At 37.2% G+C, this 19,477-nt stretch carries 14 protein-coding genes; 5 read left to right on the plus strand and 9 right to left on the minus strand.

Translation table 11 applies throughout. The features are described from left to right. Window positions 1-379 precede the first annotated feature (379 nt). The 8 genes from ACP6PK_RS20920 to ACP6PK_RS20955 form a co-directional block, all read right to left on the minus strand. Complete coding sequence (locus ACP6PK_RS20920) at window positions 380-1,702, minus strand: cytochrome P450 (RefSeq protein WP_426562302.1); 1,323 nt, start codon at window positions 1,700-1,702, stop codon at window positions 380-382. 190 nt (window positions 1,703-1,892) lie between these two features. Continuing rightward, complete coding sequence (locus tag ACP6PK_RS20925; RefSeq protein ID WP_426562304.1) at window positions 1,893-2,291, minus strand: DUF6841 family protein; 399 nt, start codon at window positions 2,289-2,291, stop codon at window positions 1,893-1,895. A 163-nt stretch (window positions 2,292-2,454) separates the two neighbouring features. Continuing rightward, window positions 2,455-2,595, minus strand: coding sequence for a phospholipase effector Tle1 domain-containing protein (locus tag ACP6PK_RS20930; protein WP_143437467.1), 141 nt, complete (start codon window positions 2,593-2,595; stop codon window positions 2,455-2,457). 186 nt (window positions 2,596-2,781) lie between these two features. Further along, complete coding sequence (locus ACP6PK_RS20935) at window positions 2,782-3,177, minus strand: four helix bundle protein (RefSeq protein WP_426562306.1); 396 nt, start codon at window positions 3,175-3,177, stop codon at window positions 2,782-2,784. A 151-nt stretch (window positions 3,178-3,328) separates the two neighbouring features. Continuing rightward, window positions 3,329-3,913: a hypothetical protein gene (locus ACP6PK_RS20940; protein ID WP_426562308.1), complete on the minus strand. Its 585-nt coding sequence runs from the start codon at window positions 3,911-3,913 to the stop codon at window positions 3,329-3,331. A gap of 239 nt (window positions 3,914-4,152) precedes the next feature. Continuing rightward, on the minus strand, window positions 4,153-5,286 hold the full coding sequence (locus ACP6PK_RS20945) for a type II secretion system F family protein (protein WP_426562310.1): 1,134 nt from the start codon (window positions 5,284-5,286) through the stop codon (window positions 4,153-4,155). 513 nt (window positions 5,287-5,799) lie between these two features. Then, window positions 5,800-6,927, minus strand: coding sequence for a type IV pilus twitching motility protein PilT (locus ACP6PK_RS20950; protein ID WP_472847270.1), 1,128 nt, complete (start codon window positions 6,925-6,927; stop codon window positions 5,800-5,802). Window positions 6,928-7,160: 233 nt separating this feature from the next. Beyond that, entirely contained in the window at window positions 7,161-9,329 is a 2,169-nt protein-coding gene (locus ACP6PK_RS20955) for a GspE/PulE family protein (protein WP_426562314.1), read from the minus strand. 824 nt (window positions 9,330-10,153) lie between these two features. On the opposite strand from ACP6PK_RS20955, the gene grpE reads away from it, so the two are divergent. From grpE to rsgA, 5 genes are all read left to right on the plus strand, one after another. Then, window positions 10,154-10,882 (plus strand): nucleotide exchange factor GrpE, encoded by a 729-nt coding sequence (grpE, locus tag ACP6PK_RS20960; protein WP_426562316.1) that lies wholly within the window; start codon window positions 10,154-10,156, stop codon window positions 10,880-10,882. A 502-nt stretch (window positions 10,883-11,384) separates the two neighbouring features. After that, window positions 11,385-13,451, plus strand: coding sequence for a molecular chaperone DnaK (gene dnaK, locus ACP6PK_RS20965; protein ID WP_426562318.1), 2,067 nt, complete (start codon window positions 11,385-11,387; stop codon window positions 13,449-13,451). A 699-nt stretch (window positions 13,452-14,150) separates the two neighbouring features. Further along, window positions 14,151-15,278, plus strand: a complete 1,128-nt coding sequence (gene dnaJ, locus ACP6PK_RS20970; protein ID WP_426562320.1) for a molecular chaperone DnaJ — start codon at window positions 14,151-14,153, stop codon at window positions 15,276-15,278. Window positions 15,279-15,908: 630 nt separating this feature from the next. Then, window positions 15,909-16,178: a sulfurtransferase TusA family protein gene (locus ACP6PK_RS20975; RefSeq protein ID WP_094671440.1), complete on the plus strand. Its 270-nt coding sequence runs from the start codon at window positions 15,909-15,911 to the stop codon at window positions 16,176-16,178. Then, complete coding sequence (gene rsgA, locus ACP6PK_RS20980; RefSeq protein ID WP_426562322.1) at window positions 16,175-17,305, plus strand: small ribosomal subunit biogenesis GTPase RsgA; 1,131 nt, start codon at window positions 16,175-16,177, stop codon at window positions 17,303-17,305. The genes ACP6PK_RS20975 and rsgA overlap by 4 nt, the downstream gene beginning before the upstream one ends. A gap of 943 nt (window positions 17,306-18,248) precedes the next feature. Here the strand turns inward: rsgA and csaB are convergent. Next, a complete protein-coding gene (csaB, locus tag ACP6PK_RS20985) occupies window positions 18,249-19,298 on the minus strand; it encodes a polysaccharide pyruvyl transferase CsaB (RefSeq protein WP_426562324.1) in 1,050 nt (349 codons plus the stop codon). Window positions 19,299-19,477: the final 179 nt, after the last annotated feature.

Consider the following 19,477-nt stretch of genomic DNA (forward strand, 5'->3'; position numbering starts at 1 on the left):
CTCAAAATAAATTTAGAGCCAATCTAAAAAGTAGGGGTTTGGTCTCCAAACCCTAACAATTATTTGAGAGAGCAGTTGTTTTTGCTGCTCCCTTCTCAATTACTTTCTCCAGCTCTAATCATCACAATTAATCCTTTAACCTTTGTCGCAATTCCTCTCAAAAAATTTTTCGTTTCTACCTACTTTAAATTATTTACCTCAAAATAAATTTAGAGCCAATCTAAAAAGTAGGGGTTTGGTCTCCAAACCCTATGTTATATCATGTCCGGATAAGAGCGTGATCAAAAAACTTTCTCCTTCTTTTCTTCTTTCTTCCCTTCTAAATTATGAATTTTGAATTCTGAGTAGTTTATTTATAACTGTTCAACCGGACATGATATTACTCATCATAAGCAACAACAAAACGGGATGGTATATAACCTTGATATTCAACTTTCCCTTCATCCCCCGGCAAAAATCTCAATCCTGGTCGCAACAGAATTTGTTTAACCACTTCCGGAACTACTACTCCAGCAATATGTTCTCCAAGACAAGTATGACTACCATAACCAAAGTGCATATAGTTATAGTTAGGACGATCGATCAAAAACTCATCAGGATTAGTCACCACTGCTGGATCAAACATCGCTGAACCGACACCCGCTAAGACGATACTTTGAGCAGAGATAGGAGTTTCCCTCGGAGTTCCTGCTGCGAGAGTATAATCTGCTTCACAAAAACGCACGAGAAAAGGACTAAAGGGATTAAAACGGATAGCTTCCCGAACATATTTATCAAATGTTTCATCATCGTTGTTCTTAGCTGCTGCTAAAGCTTTTTGGAAAATTTCAGGACGCTTGAGCAGTTGTTCTATAGCCTGGGTGATAACTTGAGCTGTTCCTTCAATGCTACCCACCAAGAAAATCATCATGTGGGCAATAATTCTGTCTTCCGAGAAGGGAATATCGCCAGGAAATTTTGTGCTAGCTAACCGAGTAAAAATGTCCCCAGGTGGTATATTTTGGTCATTATTGGCTGTTTTTGCTTGGAAAAATTGAGCTAGATAACTGAAAAAATTTGTAGGTCTTTGAGTTTCCTTAGCTCTTTTCTCTTTGAGAAGTTCAGTCAGATAAGCACGCATTTCATTACTTGACTCAACAGACGCCTCATGAACTTTTGGATCGTTACTTAAGTTTCTAAACATATCGTCTTGGGTTGTTTTTGCCCAACGATACATAGTTTCCAAATCTGGACCAGGAAAGCCAAAATAATCACCGCAAAGTCTGATGGGAACAAATTTTGCTAAGTCGTGAACAACTTCCATTTTCCCTGTTGCTGCTGACTTATCTAAACTAGATTTAGCAATTTCACCAGCCATTTTTCTCACCATTGGCAAATCTTCCAAGGGCAAAACCGCTCTCATTATTGACTTTTCTCGCCAGTTATGTTCTGAATTATCTCTCGCCAACATACAAGGTCCAAACACCGGGTCCATTTTACTAGCAAAAGTTCTCACTGAGAAGTATTCCGAGCGAGATAAAACTTCCTGTACGTCAGGAAATAAACTAACTAGGACAAATTTAGGAGTGATAAAAATGGGACGACTTTCTCTCAATTCTTTAAATAATTGGGTCCAATCGGTAAAAGCACCTTGATTAATAACATTAACTCGGTCGCTAACATTTTCTGCCGGAATACTGTCGTACCTTTCTAAATAGGACATAAAACCTCATCTACATTTTTGGATTTGAACTTGAATACTATTTTAAATCAGGACTTACGCAGGCGAACCGAGAAACCGGGTTTTTTCCTCAATGTTAATTGTTCATGCGCAACGATTTATCGTAAAAACCCGGTTTCTTTACGTAAGTCCTATAAATATTATTTTATTTTCCAACTGAGTTAATTTTTACTTAAGAGACAGACTCTACATCATGAATCGTTCCCACAATTATTTTCCAGCGACCCTCTACTTTACGCATTGTATAAGTAAAACTAAAGGTAGTCAGTAACTGGTTATCTTTCGTATAGCGGGTAACAATGGCACTTATAAGTGCTAAATTATTACTGAGTAACTTAACGTTTAGAGGACTAATTTCACTTCTGCCATAGTTCTGTTTCTTTAAATCAGTTACAATTTTGGTAAAAACTAACCATAACTTTAATCTATTATTAATAGTAACAACTGTCTCAGGCGTAATCAGTATTGATGGATAGTGATAAAAAGAACCTAAGATAAGAGGATTGAGCTTGGCAAATACATTGTTATATTCTACTATTATTTCTGCAACTTTACTTTTCTCATTTTCCATAAAGGCATCCTCTTTAAATCATATTTATAAGTAGTTGAATCTAGAATTTCGTATTTTTATCTAAAGTGAAACTAACAATTATTCCATTACTTCAGATTCAGTTTAGGAAGAACTTTCTCTAGATTTTTTGGCCGATAATCCTGCCGATTTTTCAAACGGTCAATCATGGATTCACAAAGAGGATTTGTGAGATTCCGTCACTAGCTATTGGTTTGACTGCTTGAGTAAGTTTTATTATGTTACTTGGGTAAGAACTTTTTAAATCTTGCCAGGTATCATCACAACAAATAACTAAACGCTTCATTCTTAATTTTTGGCCTCACTTCAATCTTGAGTAATCTCTTCCAAAGAATAACATATTATGAAATGTGAATTTTTTCTATAAAAAATTATTAACAATCTTATCAAAATATTAAAGACAGTTTGTAAATGAGTAATTAGTAATGAGTAATGAATAATGAGTTAGTAGTAATTAGTAATGAGTAATGAGTTAGGAGTTAGGAGTTAGGAGTTTAAGTGGATTTTTTTCTTTTAATTTATTGATTGAAGCTGTTAATATTTTAATGATTCTTTCATTTTCTTCTATCATATTTTGAAATCTAGATTTTGAGACTATCTCTGATTTAATCATAATTTTTATCCAGTAAAGAGTTTCATTGGCTTCTTTTAAAGCTATAGAATATTTATTGATAAAATCTTTGGTTGATTGTGCATATTTAGCTTCTGAACAGTTTGCACCGATTGAGGTTCCACTTCTCAAAAATTGTTTAGACAAAATTTTGCCAGCATCATCAAAATCTCTTTTGTTTAGCTCATAATAAGTCTTTACAACTCTGATGGCAACGTTTTCTGTTCTTTCTTGAATACTAATATTTACGTTACTCATTCCTCATTACTCATTATTCATTACTCATTACTCATTACTCAACTCCCTACTCATTACTCCCTACTCATTACTCATTACTCCCTACTCATTACTCCTAACTCCTAACTCATTACTCATTACTCCTAACTCATTACTCATTACTCATTATTCATTACTCATTCCCATCATCCATCTGAGATAACATTGTCTGTATCTCAATATTTGACTCCTCAACTTCTACTTCTAGAGAATCATAAGTTGGTTGAATTACAAAAGGCAAATTTGCTCCTATCAATCCTCTTTTAATTCTTTCTGGAGTTTCGGAAAATAAAACAAATAAAGGATAAATTTCCTCTGCCTCTTGAGAATAAATATGTTTATAACCTTGAGGCATTACCCACTCATATTCCCTATCTAATAAAACCTGAGTTTCTCGCCAACGAGTAAGTAGATCGGAAAAATCTTCCTGGGGTCGATAAATAAAAACAAAAATTTCTACCCCAGTCTTAACCTTCCATTCCGGGTCACACATAAAAATCCCTATATCGCAGGGTAAAGGAACACTTTTCCCAGATTCATCACCCTTTTCTCGTAACCTAATAATTGGCAAAGGAATAGAAATTAAACTATCTTCAGGACGACGTAAACTTGGCACCATTTCCAAATACAATCTATATTGTTTAAGCAGTGCAATTGCAGCCCTTGAGTTACTATATTCTGCTAGCAAGGCTTCATAATCAGATTTTTTTACAACCATAAATAATAATTTTAATATTAGGTAAGAAGGAAGAGGGAAGAGGTAAGAAGGAAGAGGGAAGAGGGAAGAAGGAAGAGGGAAGAGGGAAGAAGGAATGAAGTTAGAATCTTATTTCAGTTAAGCGAACATATCCTATTGTTAATAACTCTACTCCCCTACTCCCCTGCTCCCCTACTCCCCTACTCCCCTACTCCCCTACTCCCCTACTCCTCTTCTCCCTCCTGACTCCTGACTCCTGATTATAGACTTTCAAACACAGCAAACATAGGCAAATACATAGACATCAAAATCGAACCAACCATCCCACCAATACCCACGATCATTAGCGGTTCCAACATCGCTGACAAAGACTTCACAGCTTCCTCAACCTCAGTCTCATAAAAAGCTCCCACCTTCATCAACATTCCATCCAATTCACCAGTTTCCTCACCAATAGACATCATTTGAACTGCCAAAGAAGGGAAAACCTGTTTCTCCTGGAAAGCCAAACTAAGCATACCCCCAGTTTGAATTTCCTGCCTTGCATACTCAATAGACTGAGCGATCGCCTCATTACCCGCTACATTTCGCACAATTTCCAGAGACTTTAACATCGGTACGCCAGAACGAGTCAAAGTACCAAAAATCATACAAAAACGAGCCACCGCCGACTTCTCCAGAATCTCTCCAAAAATAGGCAGCTTGAGAAAAATTTTGTCAAAAAACAGCCTACCTGCATCTGTTTTATAAGCCGTTGAATAAGCAATAGAAATAGCAATAATTGTTGCTATTGTAGCTCCTTGGGGAATTGGAGGCCAAGTCCGACAAAACGCACTGATACTTAACATAAACTTAGTAAAAGCAGGTAATTCTGTACCAATTTGTTCAAAAATACCAGCAAAAGTTGGTAACAGAAAAGTTGTCATTCCAAAAAACACTGCTAAAGCAATAAACATAACAGTTTTCGGATAAGACATTGCTGAATTAATTTCACTCATTGTCTTAGCATTTTTCTCCAACATAACTGCCAGACGATCTAGAACTTCATCAAGTACACCACCCACCTCTCCAGCAGCTACCATACTGATAAATAATTCATCAAAACAAGCAGGATGTTTTTTCATTGCTTCTGACAATTCGCTACCCTCTTCTACTTCTGTACTAACCTGCTTAACAGCATACTTAATCTTGGCATTAGAAGTTTGGTCTCTCAAAACTCTTAAACAGCGAATCATTGGGACTCCAGCATTAAACATTGCAGCAAACTGACGGGCAAAGATAGATAAATCTTTCACCGTCACCGATGCTAGGGCAACATTTATTTGTTCTTCTATTATCTCTAAGCGTTTTTCTAAGCTACTTTTAGGTTTTTGATTAGTAATATTACCAGCCATTTTATTCCTTCCTTATTATTATAAATTTTAGGGAGTGAGGAGTAGGGGAACATGGAGTTGGGGAGTGGGGGAGTGGGGGAGTGGGGGAGTGGGGGAGTGGGGGAGTGGGGGAGTCAAGTAAAATCAATTATTATCCAAAGATTATCAATTTCTCTGCCCCTATTCCCTCTTGTCTAGAGATGTCTGTTTGGTATCAATGACTGCGATTAAATTTTTGAGGCACAGAGTCGTCAGTATAAAGAAGCAATAATTGAAAAATACTCCAATACACCCCATCACTGAATAATTAATAATTAATAGTTAATAATTAATAATTGATAGTCAATTAATTATTCCAATTAACACCTTGAAGCCTCCCCTTGTAATTTAATGAATAATGAATAATTAAATAATTATGGTTTAAAGCCTCCCCTTTTAAGGGGAAAAAAAGAAATAATCTTTCCTGATCTTCAATCCTCTCAGTTTTAACCAGAGGTAATTATTAATTATCCATTATCCATTATCCATTATCCATTAATGAGCCTTAGCCTTAGCTTTAGTTTCCTTCGGTTCAGGACCAATTAAAGCCACTAATTCATCAGGCTTAACTGCCTTACCCATAGCATTTGCCCAAGTTACCTTCCCTTCTTTATAAAGATTAGACAAAGCCATTTCCATAGTTTGCATTCCCAACTTAGCCCCCATTTGAATTTGAGAATAAAGCTGAGAATTTTTCGACTCCTTAATCAAGTTTGCGATCGCCGGAGTATTCACCATAATCTCGTGAGCAGCACAACGCCCGCCACCTACTTTTTTGACTAAGTTTTGACTACAAATACACACAATAGAGTTACCCAACTGCGCCCTAATTTGCGGTTGTTGTTCTGGTGGAAAAACATCCAACATCCGGTCTACCGTACCCGAAGCTGAGTTAGTGTGCAGAGTTCCAAACACCAAGTGACCTGTTTCCGCAGCACTAGCAGCCAAACCAATAGTTTCCAAATCCCGCATTTCCCCCACCAGAATAATATCAGGGTCTTGACGGAGCGCTCCTTTCAGAGCATTAGCAAAACTTTTGGTATCTTCGCCTTTTTGTCGTTGATGAAACAAACATTTTTCATTAGGAAACACATATTCGATCGGGTCTTCCACAGTCAGAATATGCTCGCTACGAGTACGGTTAATCAAATCGATCAAAGCTGCCATCGTAGTTGTTTTCCCAGAACCTGTTTGCCCAGTCACCAAATACAAACCCCTGGGTCGCTCTGTCAATTCCCGTAAAATCATCGGTATCCCTAATTTATCTGCATTAGGAATCTTAGAAGCTAAAGCACGCATACAAGCTGCCCAACTACCCCGCTCCCGATACACATTTAGACGGAAACGAGCCAAACCCTTAACACCATAAGCGCTATCAAGTTCCCAGTTTAGCTCTAAAGCCTTCCGCTGCATATTGTTCAGCATTTGGAAAATCAAATTTTGGACTTCTAGAGGTTCTAGATTTTCCCCGAACTGAGGTTGAGGAGTCAACGATCCACTAATACGAAAAAATATAGGTGCTCTGGCTTGAATATGAACATCAGAGCCTCCTTGTTCCACAAGAGATTCCAAAACATCCTCAATCATAAAAGACATAAATTCATTCTCCTTTTTATTAGTTATCAGTTATTAGACATTTCCAGAAAAGAGGCAACAGGCAACAGGCGACAGTGAGAAATAATTGAGAATTTATGGATAAGAATTGATTTTATTTTTGATTTTTGGAGATGTCTATTAGTTATCAGTTATCAGTCACTAACTTGTCTACTCATCACCATAAAGTAAAAAACATATACTCCCCACACTTCCCACACCTCCCACATCCCCCACATCCCCCCACCCCCCACACTCCACTCCTACTCAAAGCGAGGTGTCATACAATAAGGACAATCTAACCACTCTGCCTCCAATTCAGCATTGCAAGACTTACAAATTAAGTTTTGCTTGGCTTGGCGTTTCATTTCTGCCTCCAAACCTGAATCTGTAAATGTTACCCGTTCCACCTCCTCAAAAGTGGTATGACCTTGGCGCACCAAATTCAGACTGTATGGCAACAAACTAACCATCCCCTCCTCTACTGCAGTTTCCTTGATTTGTTCCGTTGGTGCCCTTTGAGTAATTAAAGTTTGTAATTGCTCCGTAATTTTCATAAACTCATAAACACCCACACGACCTTTATAACCAAGACCACCACATTTTCTGCAAAGTTCACCCCTTTCCGCCAAGACTTTTCGGTCTTCAACTGATATAGTGTTTGCCTTATAGAATGTCACATTTTCCTCCTGAGAAGGAACTAAACCATAACGACGCAGTTCATCAGGTTCAGGAACGTATGGAACTCGACAGTCAGTACAAACCCGGCGCATTAGACGTTGTGCTAACACTCCTAACAAAGCAGCAGAAACCATGAAAGATTCGACTCCCATTTCATCCAGTCGAGCGATCGCTCCTGCTGCATCATTAGTGTGTAGGGTTGTTAAAACCAAGTGTCCAGTCAATGCAGCTTCAATGGCTGTCTTTGCTGTTTCCTTATCTCGCGTTTCCCCCACCAGCAAAACATCAGGGTCTTGTCGCAGAAACGCCCGCAGGATACTAGCAAAAGTCAAATCTTTTTCCCTAATCACCTGACATTGAGTAATTCCTGGCAAAGCATATTCAATCGGGTCTTCTGCCGTACTAATATTAATCCCTGGGTCATTTCGTTCTGCCAATATTGAGTACAGAGAGGTTGACTTACCTGAACCAGTTGGGCCCGTCACCAGAATTAATCCAAATGGACGGCTAGCAGTTTCTCTTACCAGGGCTAAAGTCTCCGGTTCTGAGATTAATTTATCTAACCCCAGTTGGGTACTAGAACTATCCAAAATCCGTAAAACTATCTTTTCACCATAGCGACTCGGTAAACTATTTACCCGAAAGTCGATAGTACGTCCTTTAAACACCTTACGGATACGACCGTCTTGAGCTTGTCGTCTTTCAGCAATGTCTAAGTTGGCAAGAATTTTAAAGCGCGAAGTAATAGCAGGAATAACTTTTTTCGGAAACCGAAAATATTCTTGTAAAACCCCATCTTTACGCATCCGAATTTGAATAAATTCTTCTTGGGGTTCTACATGAATATCAGATACTCCCTCACTCAGTGCTTTAACTAAAATCACGTTAACAGCCTTAATAATAGGAGCATCTTCGGCTTCAGATAGGCTTTTTCCTATATCCTCTACTGCTGCCTCATCTGCTGCATCCTCCAAATCAGCACTTTCAAAAAAGCCTGATTCCAACTCTAACTCTTTTTGTTCTGCCTTTTTAGCAGCAGCAGCATCTTTCCTGGTTTGCTCATCTAAGTAATAGTTGATTAAATGTTGATAATCTTCTGGAGTAATTACCAACCGTTGCAAAATTAATCCATTATGCCTGAAGATATTTTTTAGCTCATCCATAGCTTGAAGATTATCAGGGTTAACCATTGCCACCATCACAAAGGGTTGCTGTTTTTCATAATCCTTCACCAAATTTGATGGTAATGAATCTCCAGCAAACTTTTCTAAGTCCTCAAGTAATTTACCCTGTGAGCTGGTGCTTTGAGCTAAAGCCTTCAGCATTTGCTCTTGACTCATACTCCCTGTCTGGACGGCCTGATTTGCCAGATGAGTTTCGTGACTAAATAATGGTATAATCTGATTCCGACGACAAGTTTCAATTGGAATTACCTTGTCAATTAAATAACATACCTGTTGTGCTGGAATTTGAGTAATCTCTGGGTCAAAAGCAGCTACACCATAGAGAATCATTAACTCAAATAGCTGTTGCTTTTTATAATGCCTGAGTAATTCCGGGGGTAAGGCTTGTCCTGTTAGAGCTTCCAGTAACTCTGTCAGTGATTTACCCGTTTTACGGCTTTCAACTTGGCATTTTTGGAACTGTTCGATGTTGACATAGCCAGCTTGAACAAGTTTATTCCCGAAGGGAGAGAGATGACTGAGGGCAACTATAGCGGTGCGCGAATTGCGTGAAGAGGTTTGGGCCATGGCTGATAAAAAATTTCTCCTTAATCTAAGTATTCCCTAAGTTTTTGATAAAATTTACACTTAGTTAACAACTTGTTAACTTTATTTACTCCTTAAATGTTTGCACTTTCGTGATTTAATTTTTTCTGTACTCCAGTCTTTTACTAGCTTTGTTACTTTCAATAGGGATATTCTACGTTCTAAATCCCAATCCCAAATTCAACTTAAGACCAGCAATTACCAGACTACTGTAACAATTTTAGCAATCATAGAAACACTTTTCCCATGTTTGAGATAGTAGGTACAATTAGCTATCACTAATAACAATCTAGACCAGGAAAATGTTTTGCTTCATAATCCCATGATTCGGTATAATGTAAACCTATAGCCTAGGCCCAAATGTTTGCTTACAACATAAGGCCATAGCCTGATCAATTAAGTATGTATTATGATTGATTTTTTAATTTATTTTTGATCACCCAGAAACTGATAGTTTATTAGTTTAATAAATTATGGTTGAAAAAAAAGTTATAGATAGAAACAAGAAAGATTTATTTAGCAATTTTTAGCAAATCTAAGAACGGATTAAAGATATCTTACTAAATAATCAAATCCCATAATCTTTAGAACCTACTATATTTGCTAACAACAGGTTATTAGTGTTTTAAGTATTAATAATCTCAAAAATTTAAAAGCTATGAAAATAGACATAGTTAACATAAACTAATATTAACACTGTTAGAGTTTCAGTGATTATGTATTGCTTCTTGATTGTGATATGATAAATCAGGGTAAAAAAGCAACACAAAAACCCGTAATAGCCTTAAGTATTAGGAGAGAAGAAAATGGCAGGAGAGACCCCCTCTACAGAAACAAAAAATCAAGAAATAAATGAAAATATTCAAGATGTTCAAGTTGCTGTTGAGGAAAGTGTAGATTTAGATTCATCTCAAAAGGTTGAGAATAACAAAGAAGTCTCTGAAGATAATGCCTCTGTAGAGACAGAGCAGCAGAAATTTGAGCCAATATCAGAAGAAATGCTCTTATTGAAAGAGGGTTATGAATCCTTACAAACTCAGTTAGAAACTACCAAATTTCAACTAGAGGAAAAAGAGACTCAATATAAAAGACTAGGAGCAGATTTTGACAACTTCCGTAAACGGACAGAAAAGGAAAAGCAAGAATTGGATACACAAGTTAAGTGTGCCACAATCATTGAATTATTACCAGTAATTGACAACTTTGAGCGTGCTCGTTCCCAGATAAAACCAGCAAATGATGGAGAAATGACTATTCATAAAAGCTATCAAAGTGTCTATAAGCAAATGGTAGATTCTTTGAAAAAGTTAGGAGTTTCTCCTATGCGTCCAGAAGGTGAAGAGTTTGACCCTAATCTACATGAAGCAGTAATGCGAGAGGCAACAACAGAGCATCCAGAAGGAACTGTAATAGAAGAATTGGTGCGAGGTTATATCCTAGGCGAGCGTGTACTCCGACACGCTATGGTAAAAGTAGCAACAGCACCAGAACCAACAGATGATGAAGCAGAAAATCAAACTGAGCCAGAAAGTTAATATAGCAGTCGAAACAAAGGTTAGAACATTTAAAAATGCTCAAACTCAATCATGGATTACTTTTAACTTTTGACTTGCGTATAGCATCATACTGGTTAGTTATTTTTGATTGAATTATCCTCCTTTTAAGTTGTATTCAGACCTATCCAAAATCAGCCACAACAAAAACAAAAATACTAAAACTTAAATTCAATTGTCGGAACTTAACTAAGATTTTTTCTGAATGCAACTTAAACAAATAAAAATAATGATTTTTGGATAGAATGAACATTAGTGAAAATTGGAAAAAATTCTCTTATGAGTTTCCAAATTAGATATTTTTTTATAGCTTTGAAACAAAAATATACTTGATTAAAATGTGAAAAACAAACGTAATTATCAGCTAAAAAAATCAGAAAAAAACTAGATTTTTTCATTTTTAAAGCCCGAGCAGAAGCTTTCAAACTTCAAGCTTCATTACCAATAAAAAAAAGATTTTTGACTATAAGAACGCCGAAGCACTATGGGAAAAGTCATTGGCATTGATTTAGGGACAACTAATAGTTGTGTGGCCGTCTTAGAAGGGGGGAAAGCTCTTGTAATTTCCAATTCAGAAGGTGGACGTACAACACCCAGTATTGTCGGATTTGGCAAAGGAAATGAACGTTTAATTGGCCAACTAGCAAAGCGACAATCAGTAACTAATGCAGTAAATACTGTCTATAGCATTAAAAGATTTATCGGGAGAAGATGGGACGATACCGAAGAAGAACGCTCCCGAGTTCCTTACACCAGTATTCAGGGTAAAGAAAATACTGTAAATGTCCAGATTAGAGGAAAAAACTATACTTCTCAAGAAATTTCAGCCATGATTCTGCAAAAAATGAAGCAGGATGCTGAAAAATATCTAGGTGATTCTGTTACGCAAGCTGTAATTACAGTACCAGCCTATTTTACAGATGCACAGAGACAAGCAACGAAAGATGCAGGAACTATTGCTGGTTTGGAAGTCCTAAGAATTATCAATGAGCCAACTGCTGCTTCATTATCCTACGGCATAGATAAACAGGACGAAGATCATACAATCTTAGTCTTTGACTTGGGAGGGGGCACTTTTGATGTTTCTATCTTACAGTTAGGAGATGGAATTTTTGAGGTTAAGGCTACTTCCGGTAATAATCATCTAGGAGGAGATGATTTTGATAATCGTATAGTCCGTTGGTTAGTAGAAAAGTTCAGAGATCAAGAAGGCACAGATTTATCTCCAGATAAAATGGCAATACAAAGACTTCGAGAAGCAGCAGAAAAGGCCAAAATTGAACTTTCTTCTACTCAGACCACCAATATAAATTTACCATTTATTACGGCTGACGAAACAGGGCCAAAACATTTGGAGACCAAGCTAACTCGCGCTCAATTTGAAAAATTGGTGCAACCTTTGGTTGAAAGCACGATTAAACCAGTTGAACAAGCTATTAAAGATGCTGGGATGAAGCCAGAAAATATAGATAGAATTATTCTTGTGGGAGGTTCTACTAGAATACCAGCAGTTCAAGTGGCAATAGGTAATTATTTTAATGGTAAAACTCCTGATACTTCTGTGAACCCTGATGAAGCTGTGGCTTTAGGGGCAGCTATTCAAGCTGGTATTTTGGGGGGTGAAGTTAAAGACCTTTTGTTATTAGATGTGATTCCTCTGTCCTTGGGGTTAGAAACTTTGGGAGGAATATATACTAAGGTGATTGAGAGAAATACGACAATTCCTACCAGTCGCTCCCAAATGTATTCTACTGCTGTGGATGGACAAACCTCTGTAGAAATTCATGTCCTCCAGGGTGAACGAGCAATGGTGAAGGATAATAAGAGTCTGGGTAGATTTTTACTGAAAGGAATTCCTCCTGCTCCGAGAGGTATACCACAAATTGAAGTTAATTTTGATATAGATGCTAATGGAATTCTGAAAGTTAAGGCTCTGGATCAAGGAACGGGTAGAGAACAAAGTATTGAAATTAGTAATACAGGTGGTCTGAGTGAAGCTGAAATTCAACGCATGCAGCAGGAAGCAGAAACTTATGCGGAAGAAGATAATCAATTAAAACTATTAGCAGAATTGAGAAATCAGGCAGATACTCTTTTGTATAATTATGAAGCAACTATTAAAGAACATGGTGATGTTATTGATGAGCAGGTAGCTACAGAAGTTGGCAATAGTTATGAGGAGTTAAAGCAAGTTTTGATTAATTCGGAAACGGAAATTAATTATGACCAGTTAAATCAGCAGATTGAACTATTTAGGCAACAGCTTTTTGCTTTAGGTGAAACTTTATATGAACAAGGAGGAACTGAAAAGCCTAAATTACCAGAAGAAAATAAAAGTTCTAAGATGCTTCCAGATTCAGAAATTAAAGAACCAGAAACCTCTACTAAAAAAGTAGAGCCAGAAATTACAGAGCCTGAAACCTCTACTAAAAAAGTAGAAAGTGAGATATTGGTTGAGACTAACTCAACTACAAATGACCTAAGTTCAACCAAGGTTCAGGAAACAACTGAAGAGCCTGAGAATGAATTTGGCAAAAATCCTTTTCTATAGAAAATAGGGAGTAGGGAGTAGGGAGTAGGCAGTAGGGAAGTGTGGGAGAGTGTGAGAGAGTGTGGGAAGTGTGGGGAGAAACTACAACTAGAGGGGTTGAATGAGGAATTGCTAATAAATCTCAAAGTATTGACATATAAATGTTTTAGCGTTTTTTAGTTAGAAAAAAGTGTCAGGTATCACGTCTAATATCATGTCCGTTGGTATCGGAGCGTGTAAAAGTTGGGGAAATATCTACCATTAGTAACGTTTTTCTTTCTTCCTTCTTCCTTACCGAATTATTAATTATTAATAATTAGGGCTTGCTGATTAATTCTCAAACCATTGACAGATAAACAGTTTGGCTTTTATAGGTTGACAAAAGTACCCGCTGTTTAGAGCGAAAAGCTGAAAAAGTGAGTATTTTAGGTGCATAGTTGGGCAGAAAAATCAAGGGATAATTCTCACTCCTACTTCTTCACTCATTCCCTGTGCCTCCTGACTTCCCGTCCACCGGAGGGGTTAGGGGTGACTCCTACCCCTACCACTCATACTTTTTCAGCAAACCCTAAATATGTAGATTTCTCATAAGTCTGTGCTAAACTAGCAAAAGGCGATAATCAATGTACCGGGAAATTAAGACCAAACATTAAGATCGCCAAATAAAAATATAAAATTCCAAAGTAGACATATTAACATTAATTCTAGGCAAATAGCTCTATGGCCCGCGATTATTACGAAATTCTAGGTGTTTCTCGTACTGCAGATAAGGAGGAACTAAAGCGTGCCTACCGCCGCTTGGCTCGTAAGTACCACCCAGATGTGAATAAAGAGCCAGGGGCAGAAGAGCACTTTAAAGAAATAAATCGTGCCTACGAAGTTCTCTCTGAGCCTGAAATGAAAGCTCGTTACGATCGCTTTGGAGAAGCAGGAGTATCAGGAGGAGGAGCATCAGGTTTCTCAACGGACTTTTCAGACAGTTTCGCTGATATATTTGAAAGCTTTTTTAGTGGGTTCTCAGGAGGAGTGGGAACTCAAGGACGTAGGCGTACAGGTCCAGTTAGAGGAGATGACCTACGTTTAGATATAAATCTGGACTTCCACGAAGCTATATTTGGTGGAGATAAAGAACTAACAATTAAGCATCTGGAAAATTGCGAAACCTGCGGTGGTTCAGGAGCTAAACCAGGCACAAGACCTCAAACTTGTTCTACTTGTGGAGGCACTGGTCAAGTTCGCCGGGCAACAAGAACTCCTTTTGGTAGTTTTACTCAAGTTTCAGTTTGTCCCTCATGTAATGGTACTGGGCAGATAATAGAGGAAAAATGTCCAACTTGTGGAGGTCGTGGCCAGAACGAGGTAACGAAAAAGATAAAAATTACTATCCCAGGAGGGGTAGACAATGGTACTCGTCTACGAGTTTCGAATGAAGGAGATGCTGGTAAGATGGGCGGGCCTCCAGGAGACTTGTATGTTTTCCTGGCTGTCAAAGATAACCCAGAGTTTCAAAGAGATGGAATTAATATTCTCTCCCAAATAAAAATTAGCTATCTACAAGCAATTCTAGGCTGTTCTCTGGAAATTAATACAGTTGATGGTAAGTCGGAATTAACAATTCCAGCAGGCACTCAGCCAAATACTGTTTTAACTTTGGAAGATAAAGGAGTTCCGAGATTAGGTAATCCGGTAAGTCGTGGGGATCATCTGATAACAATCGAAATTGATATTCCCACAAAAATTACTGCAGACGAAAGAGAGTTATTAGAAAATTTGGCGAAGATTAAAGGTGAGCGGACTGGAAAAGGAGGTTTAGAAGGATTTATCGGAAATTTATTTCACCAAAAATGATTCAAATTGAAGATTTTCCTAATTCTCAAAAACTTGTTAATGATGCAGGGGTTTAATAATTAATCATTAATAATTACCTCTTCTGAAAAAGAAGAAAATTTATTAAAGTAGATTTTTTGATTTTTTTTCCTGAAAGGAGAGGCTTTAAACCTGAATTTTGCATGATAAACAGAGGCATTGTTGAATTACTGTATGATTTTTCTAAATTTTAAATTAGTTTTTATAGATTGATTCAATAATGGATAATTGATAATTACCTCTCTCTAAAAGGAAGACGATTGAATAAAAGGAAAATTTTTTTGTTTCTCCTTGCTCATGAGAGGCTTTATACCTTTATTTTGGGGTAACATCCAGATCATAGCTAAGAATTAGCAACGCCAAAACAGTAGCTTAAATATGACCTAAGTATACCTAAATATACTTTCTGTTAAAATTAGATTATAGTATTACACTCAAGCTAATACTACAAATAATGATAAAAAATATTGGCTTTATTGCATAAAAATTGTAGAAGCATGATAAAATGAATATTTATCAAAAAATTTTATGTCAAAGATGCGAGTATTACAATGCAAGGATTTAAGAATATTCGTACAACAAAGCCAAAAACTGGAGAAACAATATTTAACTATGGATTCTCAACCCCAAATCCAGGAAGAACAAAAGTCAGATGCTCAAATAGATCTGCGAGGTACTCCCTGCCCAATTAATTTTGTTAAAACAAAACTATATCTGGAAAAGATGATGCCTGGAGAAATTTTAGAAGTTTGGCTAGACCCAGGGGAACCAATAGAGCAAGTACCTGATAGTTTGATTGTGGAAGGTTATCAAATAGAAGAAATAAAAGACCAGTCTGAATATTTTGTCCTTAAGGTGCGTTGCCCAGAAATGGTGGCATGAATTGGACTTCAGAAATAGCTGACATATTAGAGACTGATAATCAGTGCTTAGGGACAGTTGTCGCAGTTCAGGCAAATTTTTACCAAGTTAAGCTTGAGAAAAATCATAACTCGGTAAAAAATGCAAGAGAAAATTTACCTCAGTTTCTCCTGTGTACCCGTAGATCGCGATTGAAGAAAATTGGCCAAAAAGTAATGGTGGGCGATCGCGTAATTATAGAAGACCCAGACTGGGTGGGTGGACGAGGTGCTGTAGCAGAGGTTTTACCGAGAGAAACAGAACTCGATCGCCCTCCTATAGCTAATGCAAATCAGGTAATGTTGATATTTGCTTTGGCAGAACCAGATTTAGATCCTGTTGCTTTAACGAGATTTTTAGTTAAAGCTGAGTCAACAGGTTTAGATATATGTTTGTGCTTGAGTAAATGCGACCTTGTATCTGCAACAAAAATGGAAGAATGGCGCACTCAAATTTCTGAGTGGGGTTATGAACCTTTTTTTATTAGTGTGCAAACGGAAGCTGGTTTGGGAGTAGAAAAGAATAGCTCGAATTCTCTGTGGGAAAAACTGAGGAATAAAATTACTGTAATTTCTGGTCCGTCTGGTGTGGGGAAGTCGAGTTTGATTAATTATTTGATTCCTAATGTTAATCTACGGGTGAGTGCTGTGTCTGGAAAATTGTCGCGGGGACGACACACTACTCGTCATGTTGAATTATTTGAGTTGCCTAATGGGGGTTTGTTAGCGGATACACCGGGTTTTAATCAACCACAGTTAGACTGCGAACCTATAGAGTTGGCGTATTTGTTTCCAGAAGCTAGAAAGTTTTTGGCGGAGGGGAGTTGTCAGTTTAGTGATTGTTTACATCGAGATGAACCTAACTGTGTGGTTAGGGGTGAATGGGATAGGTATGAATATTATTTGATGTTTTTGGAGGAGGCGATCGCGCGACAGGAGGTATTGCAGCAAAAACCTGATGCTGAGTCAAATATGAAGGCGAAGATGAGTTCTGGTGGTAAACAAAAGTTTGAACCTAAGTTAGCTAGTAAAAAATATCGGCGTTCTTCTAGGAAGGTAGAGCATCAGAAGTTACAAGATTTGTGTGAAGAGTTGGATGAGTTTTCATAATTGGGAAATCAGAAATTTAGCATCCACTCTCAGTTTCAGGTGGTGCTTAAGAAGATGAGTATACTATTTCTCTATCCGCAATAGTCAGCAAAGTCCTAGGTGCTTAAGCAAATGAGTATACTATTTCTCCATCCGCAATAGTCGGAAATTCAGCACACCCTAAAAGTTGGAGGTAGGTGCTTAATAAAATGAGTATACTATTTCTCCATCCGCAATAGTCATAAATTCAGCACACCCTAAAAGTTGGAGGTTAGGTGCTTAATAAAATAAGTATACTATTTCTACATGCAATAGTCAGCAAAGTTGTAGGTGCTTAATAAAATGAGTATACTATTTCTCCATGCAATAGTCATAAATTCAGCAAACACTTCAAAACCATCGCTCTAAGGAGCTGTAAATACAATTGGTAAATATGATGTTCCATACATTATTTGTGAGATTAATAGATTTGGTTTACAACAAATGGGAACTAATGAAACTGAACTTTGGGAGTTTATGAATTCTTTGGAGTATGAAACTTATTTGATTGCCTCAAACAGTAGTAATACCATTTCTCAAAAACTTTTCTATATTTGATTGAAGTAAGGGAGTAGGGTAGTGTAGGGACGTTGCATAAGGGCGTCCGTACGGGAGAAGTAAAAACAAGAATAATTAATGCTAAAATTGCTCTTTTCTAACAAAAAAGTAATGATCTTAATTTAATTACTTAATAACTGAAGTTTTATCCAAGTATAGCGTTAATTCATCGGAATTGGTATAACCAGTTAGTTAAGTTACCTATTGATAATTAATCGATCCGGTTTAAAGCCTCTCCTAATAACTAATAATTGATAATTGATAATTGATAATGAAAGAGTTTTGGAAATCTCTAATTTTCTCTCCCTATTTCTATCTAACTCGTTCATACTGCCCTAATTATCCATTATTCATTATCCATTGTTCATTAATCAACTATTCCCTCTAAAAAAGAATGTAATACCTCTTGATGAATCAGCGCTCGCTCCCGAAAAAAATATATTTTATCTGACAACAAAGCTTCCCCATTTGCATAATTATTAATCCAAATTTTACTAATTAAATTTGCATCTTCTGGCAATTCCGATAACTCCCATCCAGGCATTTCCAAATCAGTCATTAACTGACTAACTTTAGGATCGTAACTAATAGCAAAACAGCGACATTCCTGGGTAAAACCCATAATTAAACTATGGAAACGCATACCTATTACCATTTCCACTCCTCGAAAAACTCCCTTCAAAACTCTAGGGTCTTCTACAGTTAAAATCTTACTATGATCAGGAAATTTTTGATGAATAAATTCGGCAATTTCTAAATCTTTTATCGGTTGAAAAGGCAGCAACAAAATAAACGCTTCAGTTGCCTTTTGAAAAGAAATTAAAGCTTGAGTTAAAGTTGCTAAACGTGAGGGAGTGAGTTGGGGATGGGGTCTCAAACTTACTGCTACTCTTGGTGCAGGTAAATCCCAAAGGCCAGGAACAGGCGAAGTTTCCAAGGCCCAAACCGGATCAGGAGCTAAAGTAAAAGGAATATTCCATTTAGCGACTATTTCTGCCGAACGTCCATCCCTCACACTAACTGCTGTACAACCCTTAAAACACTGTCTTGCTAAAAATTGGGTAGTTTGATAATTTAAAGGCCCAATTCCTTGTGCCCAGGCAATAGTTTTTAAGCCCATTTTTTGAGCAATTCCCATTAATCCAGCATAATAAAAAGGACTAGCAATACTTGTGGCATCTTGAATCAAACTCCCACCACCCCAGATAAAAATATCTGAACGTCTCATTGCTTGGAGAATAGTAAAAGTATTGAGGCGATCGCCCGCTTCAACTCCATAGCGTTTTTCTGTTTCAGAGGGGTTGCCAGACAAAACATAAGGTTGAATATTATCAGGCAACATTTGCAACAAAGATGCTAATAATGCCTCATCCCCACCATTTCCTTTTCCGTAGTAACCACATAAAATTGCCCGCATTTGTTTGAGTTATTTCCTATTTTAATTTAACTAGGATTTACACAGAAACAGGTTGATCGAATAAGTTTTGTGATTTAATAACTTAGGAACATAAACCCGGTTTCTTATTTTGGTTTGTAACTATGATTTACACAGAAACAGGTTGATCGAATAAGTTTTGTGATTTAATAACTTAGGAA

It is taken from the genome of Dapis hubbardiae BLCC-M172 (genome assembly GCF_050016015.1).
Lineage (GTDB): Bacteria > Cyanobacteriota > Cyanobacteriia > Cyanobacteriales > Microcoleaceae > Trichodesmium.